At 65.4% G+C, this 17,508-nt stretch carries 16 protein-coding genes and 1 riboswitch; of the genes, 13 read left to right on the top strand and 3 right to left on the bottom strand.

Annotation, left to right across the window (positions count from 1 at the left end):
* Positions 1 to 39 precede the first annotated feature (39 nt).
* Positions 40 to 861: an IS3 family transposase gene (locus TSO5_RS20080; RefSeq protein WP_247870841.1), complete on the top strand. Its 822-nt coding sequence runs from the start codon at positions 40 to 42 to the stop codon at positions 859 to 861.
* Positions 862 to 919: 58 nt separating this feature from the next.
* On the opposite strand, the gene TSO5_RS33135 is transcribed toward TSO5_RS20080, so the two are convergent.
* Positions 920 to 1,429, bottom strand: a complete 510-nt coding sequence (locus TSO5_RS33135) for a zf-TFIIB domain-containing protein (protein WP_109153208.1) — start codon at positions 1,427 to 1,429, stop codon at positions 920 to 922.
* A gap of 38 nt (positions 1,430 to 1,467) precedes the next feature.
* Positions 1,468 to 3,735 carry a heavy metal translocating P-type ATPase gene (locus TSO5_RS20070; protein ID WP_109153207.1) on the bottom strand — a complete coding sequence of 756 codons (2,268 nt, stop codon included), beginning with the start codon at positions 3,733 to 3,735 and terminating at the stop codon, positions 1,468 to 1,470.
* Positions 3,736 to 3,811: 76 nt separating this feature from the next.
* On the opposite strand from TSO5_RS20070, the gene TSO5_RS20065 reads away from it, so the two are divergent.
* The 6 genes from TSO5_RS20065 to TSO5_RS20035 all read left to right on the top strand — a co-directional run bounded on the left by TSO5_RS20065 (position 3,812) and on the right by TSO5_RS20035 (position 8,611).
* Positions 3,812 to 4,234 carry a helix-turn-helix domain-containing protein gene (locus TSO5_RS20065; protein ID WP_109153206.1) on the top strand — a complete coding sequence of 141 codons (423 nt, stop codon included), beginning with the start codon at positions 3,812 to 3,814 and terminating at the stop codon, positions 4,232 to 4,234.
* A gap of 164 nt (positions 4,235 to 4,398) precedes the next feature.
* Entirely contained in the window at positions 4,399 to 4,854 is a 456-nt protein-coding gene (gene lspA / locus TSO5_RS20060; protein WP_109153233.1) for a signal peptidase II, read from the top strand.
* A 290-nt stretch (positions 4,855 to 5,144) separates the two neighbouring features.
* Positions 5,145 to 5,723, top strand: coding sequence for a recombinase family protein (locus TSO5_RS20055; protein ID WP_109153205.1), 579 nt, complete (start codon positions 5,145 to 5,147; stop codon positions 5,721 to 5,723).
* A gap of 91 nt (positions 5,724 to 5,814) precedes the next feature.
* A complete protein-coding gene (locus TSO5_RS20050; protein WP_109153204.1) occupies positions 5,815 to 6,081 on the top strand; it encodes a metal-sensing transcriptional repressor in 267 nt (88 codons plus the stop codon).
* Between the two features lie 198 nt (positions 6,082 to 6,279).
* Positions 6,280 to 7,350 (top strand): CDF family Co(II)/Ni(II) efflux transporter DmeF, encoded by a 1,071-nt coding sequence (gene dmeF, locus TSO5_RS20040; RefSeq protein WP_109153202.1) that lies wholly within the window; start codon positions 6,280 to 6,282, stop codon positions 7,348 to 7,350.
* A 79-nt stretch (positions 7,351 to 7,429) separates the two neighbouring features.
* Positions 7,430 to 8,611 (top strand): MFS transporter, encoded by a 1,182-nt coding sequence (locus TSO5_RS20035; protein ID WP_247882887.1) that lies wholly within the window; start codon positions 7,430 to 7,432, stop codon positions 8,609 to 8,611.
* Positions 8,612 to 8,749: 138 nt separating this feature from the next.
* On the opposite strand, the gene TSO5_RS20030 is transcribed toward TSO5_RS20035, so the two are convergent.
* Positions 8,750 to 9,748, bottom strand: a complete 999-nt coding sequence (locus TSO5_RS20030) for a sodium:calcium antiporter (RefSeq protein ID WP_109153231.1) — start codon at positions 9,746 to 9,748, stop codon at positions 8,750 to 8,752.
* A gap of 10 nt (positions 9,749 to 9,758) precedes the next feature.
* Positions 9,759 to 9,939, bottom strand: a riboswitch (yybP-ykoY riboswitch).
* A 386-nt stretch (positions 9,940 to 10,325) separates the two neighbouring features.
* Between TSO5_RS20030 and TSO5_RS20025 the strand changes: the two genes are divergently transcribed.
* The 6 genes from TSO5_RS20025 to TSO5_RS20000 all read left to right on the top strand — a co-directional run bounded on the left by TSO5_RS20025 (position 10,326) and on the right by TSO5_RS20000 (position 17,457).
* Positions 10,326 to 10,802 (top strand): cupredoxin domain-containing protein, encoded by a 477-nt coding sequence (locus TSO5_RS20025; protein WP_109153201.1) that lies wholly within the window; start codon positions 10,326 to 10,328, stop codon positions 10,800 to 10,802.
* Positions 10,803 to 11,139: 337 nt separating this feature from the next.
* A complete protein-coding gene (locus TSO5_RS20020) occupies positions 11,140 to 11,598 on the top strand; it encodes a cation diffusion facilitator family transporter (protein ID WP_199230951.1) in 459 nt (152 codons plus the stop codon).
* Between the two features lie 612 nt (positions 11,599 to 12,210).
* Positions 12,211 to 13,980 carry an ABC transporter permease subunit gene (locus TSO5_RS20015; RefSeq protein WP_109153199.1) on the top strand — a complete coding sequence of 590 codons (1,770 nt, stop codon included), beginning with the start codon at positions 12,211 to 12,213 and terminating at the stop codon, positions 13,978 to 13,980.
* Between the two features lie 13 nt (positions 13,981 to 13,993).
* Entirely contained in the window at positions 13,994 to 15,304 is a 1,311-nt protein-coding gene (locus tag TSO5_RS20010) for a nitrate/sulfonate/bicarbonate ABC transporter ATP-binding protein (protein ID WP_109153198.1), read from the top strand.
* 31 nt (positions 15,305 to 15,335) lie between these two features.
* Positions 15,336 to 16,763: a cation diffusion facilitator family transporter gene (locus TSO5_RS20005; protein ID WP_109153197.1), complete on the top strand. Its 1,428-nt coding sequence runs from the start codon at positions 15,336 to 15,338 to the stop codon at positions 16,761 to 16,763.
* Positions 16,744 to 17,457: an MgtC/SapB family protein gene (locus TSO5_RS20000; RefSeq protein WP_109153196.1), complete on the top strand. Its 714-nt coding sequence runs from the start codon at positions 16,744 to 16,746 to the stop codon at positions 17,455 to 17,457. Before TSO5_RS20005 ends, TSO5_RS20000 begins: the two co-directional genes overlap by 20 nt.
* Positions 17,458 to 17,508: the final 51 nt, after the last annotated feature.

The raw sequence follows: 17,508 nt of genomic DNA, 5'->3' as shown, positions 1-17,508 counted from the left end.
CAGCGGCAAGGCAGAGTTTCGGTGGAAGGGATGTGCCGGTTGGCCGGCGTGAGCCGGGCCGGCTTTTACTGGCATTGGCAGGGGCGCTCGCCGGCAGCGGAGGAGACCGACCTGCGCGACGCCATCCAGCGGTTGGCCCTGGCGCATCGGCATTACGGTTACCGGCGGATCACGGCGCTGTTGCGTCGGGAGGGTCGGCTGGCGAACCACAAGCGGGTGCTGCGGCTGATGCGGGAGGACACCCTGCTGTGTCTGCGGCGGGCAGCGTTCGTCCCGGCGACGACGGACAGCCGGCATGACTTTCCGGTCTGGCCCAACGTGGCACGCCGCTTGACGCTGAGCGGGCCGAACCAGCTGTGGGTTGCCGACATCACCTATGTCCGGCTGGGTAGGGAGTTCGCCTATCTGGCGGTTATCCTGGACGCCTGGTCGCGCCGGGTGATCGGCTGGGCACTGGCCGATCATCTGCGTGCGGAGCTGACACTGGAGGCGCTCGACGGCGCCTTGGCCGCGCGCGGAGCGGGACCGATGGTTCACCACTCCGACCGAGGCGTCCAGTATGCGTGCCGGGCCTACATCGGGCGTCTGGAGGCTCATGGCGTCCAGCCAAGCATGAGCCGGGTCGGCTGCCCTTACGACAATGCCATGGCGGAGAGCTTCATGAAGACACTCAAGACCGAAGAGGTCGACGGTCGAGCCTACGCTGACATCGCCCAGGCGCGGGCCTGCATCGACCGCTTCATCGACGAGGTATACAATCGCCAGCGCCTTCACTCGGCCCTTGCTTACAGCCCACCGGTCGAGTTCGAAGAAAAATTCCCGCCACCAGGGCCGGGCGGCCGCCCGGCCCTGGTGGCATGACCAATCCGGAACACTTTAACAGTCCTCTCAGCTGCGGGGGGCAGTCCACTACGGATCCTCAATCGAAGAACCGGCCGAGGAACGATCCACGATGCCCGCTATGCCCCTCCCTGCCATGCCCTTGATGATGTTCTTGACCGTGGGTCGGCCGGTGATCGGCATGATGGCCGGGGTGACCTGGGGTGGGCGAGGAGTGTGGTTGAGCCACCCATCCCTGAGCCCCATAGGCATGGGACGCATGCTGTTCCGGGGACTGAGTGGACGGGGAGGTAGCTGACGCCGGCGCGCCTCCCCAGGGGCTGGCCGGCAGCTGCGGAAGGAAGGGGGTGCCACTGCTGGCACTGGCCCGATCAGGGGGTTGGACGCTACCAGCCAGGGATGGCTGCCTGAGTTGTGCCTCGTAAAGAGCACTGCGCTCGATGATCTTATCCAACTCACCCCGATCCAGCCATACGCCGCGGCACTTCGGGCAGTAGTCGATCTCAATGCCGTTCCGTTCGGACATGGCAAGGCCAATCCCGCAATGGGGGCACAGCAGGCCGTGTGCGTCAGAGTCAGTGTCTGTCATGATCCAGCTCCGTTCATCGAACTGCGGGTTTGAAAGCCTCACGGGCGAAGCGACAGCAGGCGCAGGGCGTTGGCGGTGACCAGCACGGTGGCGCCGGTGTCGGCGAGGATCGCCGGCCACAGCCCGGTGATCCCGGCCACGGTGGTGACGAGGAACACGGCCTTCAGCCCCAGCGCCAGCACAATGTTTTGTCGGATGTTCGCCATGGTCCGGCGCGACAGGTGGACCATCGCCGGCACGTCGCCGACCCGGGCATGCAGGGCGGCGGCGTCGGCGGTCTCCAGCGCCACGTCGGTGCCGCCGCCAATGGCGATGCCGACGTCGGCGGCGGCGAGCGCCGGGGCGTCGTTGATGCCGTCGCCGACCTTGGCGACCCGCTCGCCACGCGCCTGCAGGTCGCGGACGATGCGCTGCTTGTCCTCCGGCAGAAGCTCGGCATGGAACTCGACCCCCAGCCTGTCCGCCACCGCCCTAGCCGTCCGCACATTGTCGCCCGTCACCATCAGCGACCGGATCCCGGCCTCGCGCAGTGCCGCGATGCCGGCCGGCGCGTCGGCCCTCGGCTCGTCGCGCATCGCCAGCAGGCCCGACACAAGGCCCTCCACCAGCAGGACCGAAACCGTCTTGCCCTCGCCGTTCAGCGCGGCGATCCGCTCCGCCTGGTCCGGCGTCAGCGGGGTCCGCTCTCCGGCCGCCCGCGGTGAGACCAGGGCCAATTCCACCCCGTCCATCCGGCCCCGCACGCCCTTGCCGGCGAGCGCACCGGTGTCGGACGCGGCGACGACGGTCAGGCCGGCTTCGGCGGCGGCGCCGAGGATCGCCTTGGCCAGCGGGTGGCTCGACCCGGCCTCCAGCGAGGCCGCCCGGGCCAGAACTTCCTGCTCGCCGCCGGCGAAGGCGATCACGTCGGTCACGCGCGGCTTGCCCTCGGTCAGGGTGCCGGTCTTGTCGAAGGCGACGGTGGTGATGCGGCCCAGCGCCTCCAGCACGGCGCCGCCCTTCATCAGCAGGCCGCGGCGCGCGCCGTTGGACAGGCCGGCGGCGATCGCCGCCGGGGTGGAGATCACCAGGGCGCAGGGGCAGCCGATCAGCAGGACCGCCAGCCCCTTGTAGACCCAGTCCCCCCAGTTCCCCCCAGCCAGCAGCGGCGGCAGCACGGCGACGAGCGCCGCCACCACCACGACGCCCGGCGTGTACCAGCGCGAGAAACGGTCGATGAATCGTTCGGTCGGCGCCTTGCTCTCCTGCGCCTCTTCGACCAGCCGCACGACGCGGGCGATGGTGTTGTCCTTCGCCGTGGCGCTCACCCGCACCCGCAACGTGCCGTCGCCGTTGATGGTACCGGCGAACACCCGGTCGCCTTCGCCCTTGCGCTTGGGCACGCTCTCGCCGGTCACCGGCGCCTCGTCGAGCGCGCTGTCCCCGGACAAGATCACCCCGTCGGCCGCCACCCGGTCGCCCGGGCGCACCAGGATGACCGCGCCGACCTGCAGCCCCGACGCCGGCACCGTCCGGGTCCCGCCATCGCTCTCGACCAGGGCGCTGTCCGGCATCAGGCCGATCAGCCCCTGGATGCTGGCGCGCGCTCGGCCGGCGGCGAAGCCTTCCAGCAATTCGCCGACCAGGAAGAGGAAGACCACCGCGGTCGCTTCCTCCACCGCACCGATGACGACGGCGCCGACCGCCGCGATGGTCATCAGCATCTCGATCGAGAACGGCGTGCCGGCACCGGCGGCGGCGAAGGCCCGGCGCGCGATCGGCACCAGCCCGACCGCCATCGCCAGCAGGAAGGCCCATTGTGAAACGGCGGGAACCAGGGCGCCCACGACATAGGCGACTCCGAGCGCGAGGCCGGAGGCGAGCGCCAGCCGCGCCTTCGGCCGCCGCCACCAGGGAAGTGCGCCTAATGCCGGGTCCGACCATTCATCGGCGCCGTGAGCATGCACGTGGGTCTGGTTGGCGGCGTGATCGTGCGCGTGATCATCGTCATGGGAATGGTCGTGGCCACAGTGGCCGTCCGTGCCGTGGCTGTGCTCGGCGGCCCCGCCGGCGGTCGTCAGGACCTCGGCCGGACCTATCTGATACCCCAGCCGGACGATCGGAGCGGTGATGGCGTCGCTGCCGATCGACGGATCGTGGGTGACGGTCATCGTACCGTTGGGCACGGAAACCCGAACCTCATGCACCCCAGGAATCCGCCGCAACGCGGTTTCGATCTTCGCGGCGCAAGAGCCGCAATCCATTCCGCCCACCCGGAAGCGGGTCCGCTGCCGGTCCGTCGGGGTCGTCTCATCGTTGGCGTTCATGGCGGGTTCCCTTGTCGATATTCTGCCCCGACCGTACATTCTCTAGCGACTAGAGAATCAAGAGAGAAAACTCACCATGAGCACTCTGACGATCGGTGCCCTTTCGACCCAAGCTGGGGTGAAGATTCCGACAATCCGCTATTACGAGAGCATTGGATTGCTGCGCACCCCGTCACGGACCGACAGCAACCGCCGGACTTACGGCGAGGCCGCGGTCCGCCGGCTGCGTTTCATCCGGCATGCCCGCGAACTGGGCTTCGAGGTCGACGCCATCCGCCAGCTATTGATGCTGGCCGACGATCCGGGACAACCCTGCGAGGCCGCAGACGCCCTTGCCCGTGCGCATCTGGCCGACATAGAATCGAAGATTCGGCGGCTGCAGGCACTTCAGGCGGAGGTCCGGCAGATGGTGGACCAGTGCGCGCAAGGGGAGGTGCGCAGCTGCCATGTGATCGAGGTGCTGGCCGACCATGCTCATTGCCTGCACGAGCATCATTGATGGCGGTGATAAAAGCGGGTTCTGCGCCCGAAACGCCAAGCAAGAATTCCTCTTGATACTCTAGCGGCTAGAGCAGGCAGGATGCCTGCGGCACGCAGGTGCCGCTTTCATCTGGCTGAGGAGTGTTCGGCATGGCGTTTCGTTGGTGTCCAGCGAGTTTGTACATGGCGATGGCTATGGCGGTCATCGCAGTGCTTACGGATCAGGTGAGCAAATGGGCGATGCTCACTCACATCCTCACCCCGGCGGACATCGTCCAGATCACTCCGTTCTTCAATCTGCGCCTCGGCTTCAACACCGGCGTCAGCTTCGGTCTGTTCTCGGGCCACATGGCGTTGCCACCTTATGTCCTGGCAGGCTTTGCGCTGTCGATGGCGCTCGTGTTGCTCGGATGGGGGGCACAGCTGTCGGACCGTCCTTCGGCGCTTGCGGCCGGGGCGATGGCAGGTGGAGCCATCGGCAATGCGGTCGACCGCATCCGCCAGGGAGCCGTCACCGATTTTCTGGACCTGCATGCCTTCGGCTGGCATTGGCCGACCTTCAACCTTGCCGACATCCTCATCGTCGGCGGTGCCGCCGCCATCGCCTTCCGACCATCGCCCAGGGTTGTGCTATCCTGAGCAGAGCCTTGCGCGGCCGGCGGAAGACCGGTATCGGCGGCTTTCCTTCGCGTCAAAGGAGTGGGCACTTATCGGTCCTTCAAAGGGTCACGACACGACAGTGATCTCCGGAGTCTGAGAAAAGCCTGAGAACATGGGCCATGTAGTGTTTCTGCGACCGTTCTTTCCTTCGCAAAACTCCTGAGTTCCGCGACACCCAGGCACCGAACCGAATCCTGAGGAATTTTGATGTTGCAAAAGTCGATCGCAAAAGAAAAGAATTTTGCGATGACTTTTGCGAAGGATGCCCCATGCTCATCGGCTATGCGCGCGTCTCCACGGACGACCAGGATCTTTCGCAGCAGCGGGCGTCCCTACAGGCGGCCGGCTGTCGGCGGATTTATGAGGAGAAGGTTTCCGGGGCAAAACGCGACCGGCCACAGCTTGCCCGGCTGATCGACCAGCTCCGGTCCGACGACGTTGTGACGGTCACGCGCCTCGACAGGCTGGCCCGGTCAACCCGTGATCTTCTCGATATTGCGGAGCAGCTCCAGGGGGCTGGCGCGGGTCTCCGGTCGCTTGCGGAGCCATGGGCCGACACCACTTCACCGGCCGGCCGCATGGTCCTGACCGTGTTCGCTGGCATCGCCGAGTTCGAGCGCTCCCTGATCGCCGAGCGGACCGGCATAGGCCGTGCGGCGGCCAGAGCTCGTGGCGTACGGTTTGGCCGGCCGCCGAAGTTGACCGCTGACCAGATAGCTCTCGCTCGGCGCTTGGTCGATGAAGGGCGATCTCCCCGCGAAGCAGCGCGAATTCTCAATGTCCACGCATCAACGCTGTACCGGGCGTTTGCCCTTCAGACCCCCAAGGCTACTGCCTTCGATTCCTGATTGGCCCTACGTTGATTTCCTGCTCTGCTGCTCCCCGGGCCCTAAATAACACACGGTTGACTTATCCCCTCCAGGGGGATAGGACAACGCCATGAGCCATGCTAACAACCCCGATCTGAAGAACCGCCTGCGCCGGGCCGAAGGCCATCTCGCCACCATCACTCGTATGATCGAGGAGGGGCGGGACGGCATCGACATCGCCCAACAGCTGCAGGCCGTCATCAAAGCTCTGGAGAAGGCGAAAAGCGTCCTGATCCTCGACCATATCGACCATCATCTCGAAGAGATCGTTGGTCCAATTCCCCGTGAGGACCGCGACCGTCTTTCCAAGCTTCGTGAGCTTGCCAAGTATCTCTAGGAGGCCGCCCAATGTGCTGTCGTGCCGCTGTTGAACGCGCCTTCGCCGAGTTGGTAAGGCGCGGAGAACCGAACGCTCATGCCCGCGACGTGGGGTTGGCAATATTCCAGTTCCACCACCCTGACGTTCCGGAAGATGAGGCCAGACTGACAGTGGAACTCTGGACCCGTCCTTCCCTGCTTCATTAGGACCAGCCACATGCACTCCCACTCCATCGCCCCGTGGACGCACCAGCATGATTTCCTCGGCGAGCATCACGACCGTAACGAGCGGCGCATCTGGATCGTGGTCGCGCTGACCTTGGTCATGATGGTCGGCGAAATCGTCGGCGGCACGATGTTCGGCTCACTGGCCCTGGTCGCTGACGGCTGGCACATGTCGACCCACGCGGCAGCGCTCAGCATTTCTGCGCTTGCCTACGTCTACGCCCGGCGTCACCTCCGCAACGAGCGCTTCGCCTTCGGCACCGGCAAGCTCGGTGAATTGGCCGCCTTTGCGTCCGCTATCATCCTGGCAATGATCGCCCTGCTGATCGGCTATGAGAGCGTCGAGCGCCTCGTCAACCCGGTGCCCATTGCCTACGGCGAGGCCATCGTCATCGCCGTCCTGGGCCTTGCGGTCAATCTTGGCAGCGCCTGGCTGCTGGGCGGCGAGCACCATCACCACGGGCATGGGCATCATCACGACCACGGCGCCCACCAACACCATGACCATCATGATCACCATCATGACGACCATGAGGATCATGAGGACCACCATTCCCACGGGCAAGCGCATGGGCATGGCGGTCACCACGCCCACGACCTGAACATGCGGTCGGCCTACATCCACGTCCTGGCCGACGCCGCGACGTCCGTCCTCGCCATCCTTGGGCTTCTGGCGGCTGGTTTATTCGGCTGGACTTGGATGGACCCAATCGTCGGTCTGGTTGGCACCGCCGTCATCCTCAGCTGGGCTTATGGCCTTATCCGCGACGCTGGCGCGGTGCTTCTTGACACGGTGCCGGACCCGAAACTGGCAACGGCTGTCCGCACCACCCTGGAGACCAATGGCGACCGCGTCACCGACCTGCACCTCTGGCGCGTCGGTCCAGGCCATATGGCGGCCATCATTGCCGTCGTGTCCGATCACCCGAAGCCGGTAGCCGCGTACAAGGCACGGTTGGCTCACCTGCACGGCCTCAGCCATGTCACAGTGGAGTTGGCGCAATGCGGAGATAGCCACACCGGCTCCGGCCATGACCATCACCCTCATCGTCACGCGGCATGATCGCCGTCAGGAGGATCTGTAATCACTACTTGTGGGTCCGCTGGTGATCGTTGAACGGGTTGTGGGGAACTAATAAACCGTGTCACTCCGCTCCATCCCCAGTAGTGTGGTCGCACTTGGGTTCGTCAGCCTGTTCATGGATGTCTCCTCGGAGATGATCCACAGCCTGCTGCCGGTGTTCCTAGTCTCTGTCCTGGGAGCCAGTGCACTGTCTGTTGGCTTCATCGAGGGCATTGCCGAAGCCACCGCCGCCATCACCAAGATCTTCTCCGGGGTGGTCAGCGACTGGATGGGGCGACGCAAGCCGTTGCTGCTGCTGGGCTACGGCATGGCCGCCCTGACAAAGCCGGTCTTTCCGCTCGCCGACACGCTGGCCTCGGTCCTGCTCGCCCGCTTCCTCGACCGGATCGGCAAAGGTGTGCGCGGGGCGCCGCGCGACGCGCTGGTTGCCGAGGTGACGCCGCCTGACCTGCGCGGCGCCGCCTTTGGCCTGCGGCAGTCGATGGACACGGTAGGGGCTTTCGCCGGACCAGCGATCGCCATGCTGCTGATGGTCCTGAGCGGCGATGACTTCCGCCTAGTGTTCTGGATTGCCGTCCTCCCGGCGTTCGTGGCCGTCGCGGTGATCCTGTTCGGCGTGCGTGAGCCCGACACGCAACCCTCCACTGAACCGCGCCGCTTTCCGATTCAGCGCAGCCAGCTGCGACGGTTGGATGCAACGTTCTGGAGCGTGGTGGCATTGGCATCAGTGCTGACACTGGCGCGCTTCAGCGAGGCCTTCCTGCTGCTGCGCGCCCAGAGCGTCGGCATGGAGAACGCTTACGCGCCGCTGGTGCTCATCGTTATGAACGTCGTCTACGCGGTTTCCGCATATCCCCTGGGGCGTTTGGCCGACCGGATGAACCGGCGCCGCCTATTGGCTCTGGGGGTTGGTTTTCTTGTTCTCGCGGACTTGGTTCTCGCGGCCGCTGGAAGCGCGTGGGTTGTCCTGGCCGGGGCGGCGTTGTGGGGGCTTCACATGGGCTCCACTCAAGGGCTGCTTGCGGTCTTCGTCGCCGATGCCACGCCCGCAGACCTGCGGGGAACAGGGTTCGGCCTCTACAACCTCATGACCGGCCTTGCTCTGTTGATCGCCAGCACTGTGGCCGGGGTGTTGTGGACCGTTGTGGGTCCGGATGCAACGTTCCTAGTCGGAGCCGCAGTCTCGTTGATCGCGCTGGTGGGGCTGTCGTGCGTCGTGCAGCGGCAAGCGAAGGCATAGACATGTCCAGCATTTCGCAGCCCTCAGCAACATTTCTCCGGTGACGCTTGTCGGAGGTGTTCTGTCAGGGGAGATACGAGATGGCGGGACCTTGGCACCTGTCGGACGCTCGCCCGCCTGAACGAGCGCCCTCCGCGATCAGCGGGCGAATGCCAGCATCCCTGCAAATGCCAAATACAGCCAACCGACCCGGGTCAACTTTTCGCTGGAAACCATTCCAGAGCGGAACGCCATCATCAGCGATGCCACAGCCACAGCCGTAAAGCCCGCAGCGAGGAACAGCGGCGTATCCAGCATCCAAGGCGTGAAGAAAAGGCCGAACGCAGTCGGCACGGTGGCCTGGATCATCATCGCGCCGGAGATGTTGGCGAGCGCCAACCGCTCCTTGCCTTGACGGACCCAAATGATGGCGTTCATCGTTTCCGGCAGTTCTGTCGCCAATGGGCTGAGCAGCAGAGCCGTGACCTGCGGCGGCAACCCGAGCGCCGGGGCGATGTCACTGATCTGCGCGACGAACAATTGGGAAGCTACGAAGATCACCAGAAGTGCAACACCGGTCTGCACCAAGGCCCAACCCAAAGCAGGATCAGCCTCTCCAGGACGGATCTTGAGAGGTTCAAGTTCGACGTCCTCGCAGCCATCGTCCTCGCGGCGTACTTCCTTCCAAATGTACATGGCATAAGCAGCCAGGAAAGCAATGCCGAGCCACGGCTTGATGCTGAAGACAGCAGCGCCGACCGCGATCTTCACGAGGAAAATGCCGAGGAACCACATCTGGTCGCGGCTTAACCGTAGCCCATCCACCTGCACCAGGGTGTTGGCCCGCCCAATCCGGCGTCGATTGACGAACAGCGACATCCCGACCACTGCATAGGCCAAGGTGCTGAGCGCCAGAGGCCCACCCAGGGCAGCGCCAATGCCGATGTCCTTGTGCGCGGCTCCGTCGCCAAACGCGACAGCGACAAGTGTCACCACACTTTCCGGCAGCGCAGTTCCCAACGCGGCAAGCACGGTACCGGTGGAGGTCTGACTAAGCCTCAGCTTTCGTCCGACCCACTCGATGCCATTCACAAAGGTTTCACAGGCTGCATAGATCAGCGCGGCGGAGGCAAGCAGAAGGATGATGGTGAGAAGCATGGAAAACTCAAGACGGTTGGCCGGACGCGGAAGCACACCAGCGCGGCATCCCGTCCGGCCGGACGGATGCAGCGCCAGTGGTCTTGCTTGATGGCCGGTTGGCGGCCGCGTGCGCCATGGGCCGCAGGCCCAAGTCTGTTGACGCACGCCCCTCTCTGAATGGAGGGTGGCTACTCCCCAATGACGGGGCGCTCAATAGCCGATGAGTGTTGCGTCGTCAACGCATGATGCCACGCCTTCAGTGCGTCCCTATGCCGCAGCGGCACCGTAGATGCGGTTGTGTGTTTCCAACCATCCGTCGGCTGTCGACCTGCCGCTCGCGGGTACCGCGTCAGACCTAGTTGATACTGTCGACATCCGTGCCCAAAAGTCTTGCCCAGCAAGGCGAAATGCTGCGCCTTATGCTGTAGCGCAATGTGCGGCGAGTGGGGCGGTGAGATGGCGGTCCACTCTCCATATGAGCTGGGAATAAGCACCTCCTGTGCCGCGTCACCCTTGAACACGGACGTTATGCTATCGCCTGAAGATGTAGTGGCATCGGAGGCACCGGATCCGTCGTTTCTTGGGAGGAACGGGCATGCTACGGACCTATCACTTTGCTTCAGTTCTGTTGACGGTCACGATGGCCGGCTGTGCTGCGGGAACGGCGGTCGAGACCGTCGCGCCACCGGGCTACATCGCGGATGCTCCAGCAAGAACAGCAGGGGTCGACTGGACAGGCGCTGAACCGGTCAACGTGGCGATGCAGGAATACAGCTATCAGCCCACGACACTTGTGTTTCAGGCTGGCCGCCCCTACCGACTGCACATCGAGAACCACGGTGGAACGTCGCATACGTTTTCCTCGGAGGGGTACTTCCGGGCGATCGCCGCGAGAAGCCTGACGACCACGAAGGGCATGGTCCAGAATCCCTACGTGAAGGACATCGAAATCGCGCCGGGTCAGTCAGCCGACCTCGCGTTTGTGCCAGTCAGCCCGGGCAACTACAAACTCAGCTGTCACGAACCGCTGCACGAAACGTTCGGGATGACGGGTAACATCAGCATCCAGTGATTGGCCAAGCAGCTGAGCTTGTGCCATCTCTGCAATCGTTTTTCTATTCGATCTTACAACCCAATGGCTGCCGTTCTGCTACAAGATTGGTGCAATGATATCTGAAGCCCATCAATCTCTCAGAAAAGCCAACGAACAGCACCCCTACAAAGTTCCTGTTTTGTCCGCTTAGCGTATATTGAGGCCCGTTCTATGGCGTCACCCCTGGTTGCTAGGCGGCGAGCACCATCACCATGGGCACGATCACCATCATGACCACCACGAGGATCATGATGATGACCACCATGTCCACGAACATGCGCATGGGCATGGTGGTCACCATGCCCACGACCTGAATATGCGGTCGGCCTATATCCACGTCCTGGCCGACGCGGCGACCTCGGTCCTCGCCATCCTGGGGCTTCTGGCGGCCGGCCTGTTCGGCTGGACCTGGATGGACCCGATCGTCGGCTTGGTCGGCACCGCGGTCATCCTCAGCTGGGCCTGTGGTCTTATCCGCGACGCCGGGGCGGTGCTTCTCGACACAGTGCCGGACCCGAAATTGGCTGCGGCTGTCCGTACGACCTTGGAGACAGACGGCGACCGGGTGACCGACCTTCACCTCTGGCGGGTGGGGCCGGGCCATATGGCGGCCATCGTCGCCCTGGTATCCGATCACCCCAAGCCAGTGGCCGCATACAAGGAGGGACTGGCCCACCTGCACGGCCTCAGCCACATCACGGTGGAGGTGGCACAGTGTGGAGACAGCCACTCCGGCTTTGGCCATGACCATCATCCCCATCGCCACGCAGGGTGATACCGCCGATCCTCAGCCGGCGGCCGCCAAATCGCCGAATGACGGACGCTACCGGACGAGGCTGACGGGCTGGCCTACCTTCCGTTTGAGTTGGCATGTCGTGAAAGCCTGAAGAACCCTCGACGCGACGTTCCATCCATGAAGCTTTTTTGACCGCTCAAAAGGCGTCGCTCACGCCTCTTGACCAACCCGTGGCGCGGGAGTACAGGGACGGCAACGTCACCGCAAAATCGGCCGGCGCTCGCGTGTCCGTGATGGACCACGGCTCCCGCCGAGAAGGCAAGAGATGGAAAGCCCCAGTAGTCGACCTCGACCCAACACCGCGACGACGCTGATCCTGGGCTGACCTGCCGAACAGGTCCACCACGGTCGGCGTCTTCGCCGAACCGAACACAGGTGGACCATGGTGAACATTCCCCTCACCATCCGACGCTTCGTGCGTCCGCTGCGTTTTCGTAGCGGTCTGCGCGGCGTGTCGCGCGAGCCGACTCCGCGAAGTCGGTGATCCAACCCCGCTTTCCATAGGCGGTTCCGGCGCCTCTCCGCGCCGGGACAGCCGTTGTTGCGCTTGCCAAGCGGTCCGCAGATGCAGGACCGCGGGATGGAACAGTCATGGTCTGGATCAACACAAGCGTCTCGGTGAAGGCCGTTGACGCCAAGCCCAACCGCTGGGATCTGCTCGCCCTGCCGCTGGTCATCGGGCTGCTGGCACTGGTTGCCATCGGCGGGCACCAGATGGCGGCCCCGCTGGACGGCATCGGTGCAGAGCCGGTCGTCCTCGACCCCTCGATGCTGCCGGAGTACGCCCTGCGCTCGACCCTGCGCATGCTGGCGGCGATGGCAGCGTCGCTGGTCTTCACCTTCACCTACGCGACCCTGGCGGCCAAGAGCCGGCGAGCCGGCATGGTTCTGATCCCGGTGCTGGACGTGCTGCAGTCGGTGCCGGTGCTCGGCTACATCTCCTTCACCGTCGTCTTCTTCCTGGCGCTGTTTCCCGGCAGCGTGCTGGGGGCGGAGTGTGCGGCAATCTTCGCCATCTTCACCAGCCAGGCCTGGAACATGGCGTTCAGCTTCTACCAGTCGCTGCGCACCGTGCCGCGCGATCTGGACGAGGTGGCCGACAGCTTCGGCTTTTCCGGCTGGCAGCGTTTCTGGGCGCTTGAGGCACCCTACGCGACGCCGGGGCTGGTGTGGAACATGATGATGTCGATGTCGGGCGGCTGGTTCTTCGTCGTCGCATCGGAGGCCATCACGGTCGGCGACAAGACCATCACGCTGCCCGGCATCGGCTCCTATCTGGCCGAGGCCATCGCGCAGCAGCGACTGGGCGCGGTCGGCTGGGCGGTGCTGGCGATGCTGCTGGTCATCCTGGCCTACGACCAGCTGCTGTTCCGCCCGCTGGTCGCCTGGGCCGACAAGTTCCGGGTCGAACTGACCGGCGCGCAGGTGGTGCCGGACTCCTGGCTGCTCGACCTGTTCCAGCATACCCGTTTCTTCCGCGCGCTGTTCGCGCCGCTCGATGCCCTGCTGGGGAGGGCAGTCTGGTGGCGGCTGGCCTTGCCCGCCGGATTCGGGGCCGGCTTGGCCGTCGACCCGGCCCGGCGCTCGATCCTGCGCTGTCTGGAGCGCGTGCCGGTCAAGGCGGTGGACATGGCGTGGTACGGCGTCCTGGTGATGACCGGGCTCTATTGCGGCTGGTCGATGGTGACCTTCATCGCGTCGGGCGTGGAATGGAGCGACGTCGGCACCGCCTTCCTGCTCGGCGGAGCGACGCTGCTGCGGGTGGTGGCGCTGATCGTGGCGGCGACGCTGGTCTGGGTGCCGTTGGGCGTGATGATCGGACTGCGGCCGCGGCTGGCGGAGAAGGTGCAGCCGGCAGCCCAGTTCCTCGCCGCCTTCCCAGCCAACCTGCTGTTCCCGGTGGCGGTGGTGGCGATCGTCCGCTTCGACCTGAACCCGGATGTCTGGCTCAGCCCGCTGATGATCCTCGGCACCCAGTGGTACATCCTGTTCAACGTCATCGCCGGGGCCACCGCCTTCCCCAGCGATCTGAAGGAGGCGGCGGCCAATTTCCGCATCCGTGGCTGGCAATGGTGGCGCGACGTCATGCTGCCGGGCGTCTTCCCCTATTACGTCACCGGGGCGGTCACCGCGTCCGGCGGTTCGTGGAACGCCAGCATCGTCGCCGAGGCGGTGAGCTGGGGGGACACCACGCTGACCGCCCACGGCCTGGGCAGCTACATCGCCCAGGCGACGACCGCCGGGGATTACCCGCGCATCGTGCTGGGCATCGCCGTCATGTCGCTGTTCGTCATCCTGTTCAATCGCCTGCTGTGGCGTCCGCTCTATGCGTTCGCCGAACGCCGTCTGCGCCTCGCCTGAAAGGGACACCGTCATGCTGAACACCGTGAACACCACCCTTTTCGAGCTGAACGGCGTCCGTCAGGCCTATGCCAAGCCGTCCGGCCAGGATTATGTCGTCCTCGACAACGTCGATCTGACCTTGCGCGACGGCGAGGTCGTCGGCCTGCTCGGCCGTTCCGGCTCGGGAAAATCCACGCTGCTGCGCATCGTCGCAGGGCTGGTCAAGCCGACCGCCGGTGCGGTGCGTCATCATGGCGAGGCGGTCGGCGGCCCGACCGACGGGGTGGCGATGGTCTTCCAGACCTTCGCCCTGTTCCCCTGGCTGACCGTGTGGGAGAACGTCATGGCCGGGTTGAAAGCCAAGGGCGTCCCCGCCGGGGAGGCCGAGGCCCGGACCGAGGAGGCGATCGACCTGATCGGCCTGTCCGGCTTCGAATCCGCCTATCCGAAGGAGCTGTCGGGCGGCATGCGCCAGCGGGTCGGTTTCGCCCGCGCGCTGGTCGTGCATCCGGAAATCCTGCTGATGGACGAGCCGTTCTCGGCGCTGGACGTGCTGACGGCGGAAACACTGCGCACCGATCTGCTCGACCTGTGGATGGAGCGGCGGCTGCCGATCAAATCGATCCTGATGGTGACGCACAACATCGAGGAGGCGGTGCTGATGTGCGACCGCATCCTGGTGTTCTCCTCCAACCCCGGTCGGGTTGCCGCGGAAATCCGGGTCGAGCTGCCGCACCCGCGCAACCGTCTGGAGCCGGCATTCCGCGCCATGGTCGACGACATCTACGGGCTGATGACGGCGCGCAAGCCGCTGCCCGTTCCGGCCAGTGCGACGGAGAAGCGACGTCCGGTCCATGCCCAACCGCTGGAGCGGGTGTCGACCAACCTGCTGGCCGGCTTGATGGAAACGCTGGCATCGCCCGCCTATCTCGGCAAGGCCGACCTGCCGCATCTCGCCGCCGGTCTGCAGCACGAGATCGACGACCTGTTCCCCATCGCCGAGGCGCTGCAGATGCTGGGATTCGCCGAGGTGGCGGAGGGCGACATCCATCTGACCGAACCCGGCCGCCTGTTCGCCGAGTCCGGGGTGGACGACCGCAAGCGCCTGTTCGCCGAGCATCTCGTCCTCTATGTGCCGCTGGCCGCGCACATCCACGCCACGCTCAAGGGGGCGCCGAACCACCGGGTTCCCAGCGCACAGTTCCAGGAGGAGCTGGAGGCCTTCATGAGCGAGGACTATGCCGAGGAGACCCTGAAGGCGGTGACGAGCTGGGCGCGCTATGCCGAGCTGTTCACCTATGACGATGAAGCCGAGACGTTCGAATTCGAGGACGCCGAATAAGCCGCCACACCTTGTCCGGAGGACCGGCATCATGAACAACGAAAAGGAAGCGGTCGCCCTCGGCTCCATCGCGGCGAGCGGGGCGATGACCGTCGGCAAGTTCGCGGTGGGGCTCAGCACCGGCAGTCTCGGCCTGATCTCGGAGGGCGCGCACAGCCTGCTCGACCTCGGGGCCACGGTGATGACCTATCTCGCCGTCCGTGTCAGCGACAAGCCGGCCGACGCCGGGCACCCCTATGGCCATGGCAAGATCGAGAGCGTCACCGCCCTCGGCGAAACCGGGCTGCTGTTCCTGACCAGCGCCTGGATCGCCTACGAGGCGGTCCATCGTCTGGTTACCGGCGATGCGGAGGTTCAGGCGACCTGGTGGTCGATCGGGGCGGTGCTGGTCTCGATCGCCATCGACGCCTACCGGGCGCACGAGCTGTCGCGCGTCGCCAGGGAGACCCGCAGCCAGGCGCTGGAGGCCGACGCGCTGCACTTCTCCTCGGACATCCTCAGTTCGGCGGTGGTGCTGGTCGGGTTGGGGCTGGTGTGGCTCGGCTATCCCAAGGGCGATGCGCTTGCCGCCATCGGGGTGTCGGTCTTCGTCTGCCTCGCCGGCTACCGGCTGGGCCGACGGACCATCGACACGCTGATCGACGCCGCCCCCGCCGGCGCCGCCGAGCGGGTCGCCGCCATCGTCTCGGCGATCCCCGGGATCGCGGGGGTCCGGCGCGTGCGGGTCCGCCCGGCGGGCAGCGTGCTGTTCGTCGACCTCGACCTCCTGGTCGGCCGCACCTTGCCGCTGGAGGCCGTCCAGGCATTGCGGGACCGGGCGGTCGCCGCCATCGGCACCGAGATGCCCGAGGCGGAGGTGTCGATCGCGACACACCCGCTGGCCCTGGACGACGAGACGGTGATGGAGCGGGTGATGGTGCGCGCGGCCAATCTGGGCCTCGCCGTCCATCACGTCACGGTCCAGCGGGTAAGCGGCCGGCTGTCGGTCGGTTTCGATCTGGAGGTGGAGGGTGGCCTGACGATCCAGGCCGCGCATGACCTGTCGTCGCGCCTGGAATCCGCGATCAAGGACGAGCTGGGTTCCGACATCGAGGTCGAGAGCCACATCGAACCCCTGCAGGACGCCGGGTTGAACGGCACCGACGCCGACCTCGGCCGGCTGGCTGAGATGCAGAGCCAAATGACGGCGTTCATCCGCCGCGACGGCCGGCTGCTGGACATCCACAATCTGCGGGTCCGCCAGACTGCGGCCGGGCTGGTGGTGACCTTCCACAGCCATGTCGTTCCAACCGACACCGTTGTGACGATCCACGACGCCATGGACGCGCTGGAGCGGCACATCCGCGACCTGCATCCGGACATCGTCCGTGTCGTCGGCCACTCGGAACCGGACCATGATGGTCCGCTCTCGATCCCTTCCGCCACGGGGGCTTCCGCCGATGCCGCTCACTCTGCCTGATCTCGCGACGGCGGTATCGACCGCCTCCTCCTTCACCGCAGCCTTCGTCCTGGGCGGTCTGATCGGCTTTGAGCGCCAGTACCGGCAGCGCACCGCCGGGCTGCGCACCAACGTTCTGGTTGCCGTCGGGGCGGCGGCCTTTTCCGACATCGGCATGCGGCTGTTCGGCGCCGAAGGGGCGATCCGGATCGTCGCTTACGTCGTGTCGGGGATTGGTTTCCTCGGCGCCGGTGTCATCATGAAGGAGGGAACCAACGTCCGGGGCCTCAACACGGCGGCCACGCTGTGGTGTTCGGCCGCCGTCGGCGCCTGTGCCGGATGTGGACTGCCGGTGGAGGCGGTGATGCTGACTGGCTTTGTTCTGGCCGGGAACACCTTGCTGCGGCCCCTGGTCAACTACGTCAACCGCCTGCCGATCGACGAGCGGGTGACGGAGGCGCTTTACCGCGTCCATGTCATCTGCGACCCGGAAAACCTGTCGGACGTCCGTGACGCCATCGCCAGCGAGCTTGAGAGGGCGAACTATCCGCTCCGCGGTATCGAACTGCTGTCGGAATCCGACGAGCAGGTGGAACTCGGCGCCACGCTGGTGCCCACCACCGCCGACCCCGCGGAACTTGACCGCGCCGTAATCGCCTTGGAGAACCACCCCGGCATCACCAGCGCGACCTGGACGGTCAGCACCACCAGCTGAACCGGCGCGAGCGCTGTCGCCGCTTCCGGCTGCATTTCCTCTGAAGATTGC

Source organism: Azospirillum sp. TSO5, from assembly GCF_003116065.1.
Lineage (GTDB): Bacteria > Pseudomonadota > Alphaproteobacteria > Azospirillales > Azospirillaceae > Azospirillum.
The sequence above is the reverse complement of the archived record's forward strand: the minus strand, read 5'-3'. Positions and strand labels throughout refer to the sequence as shown.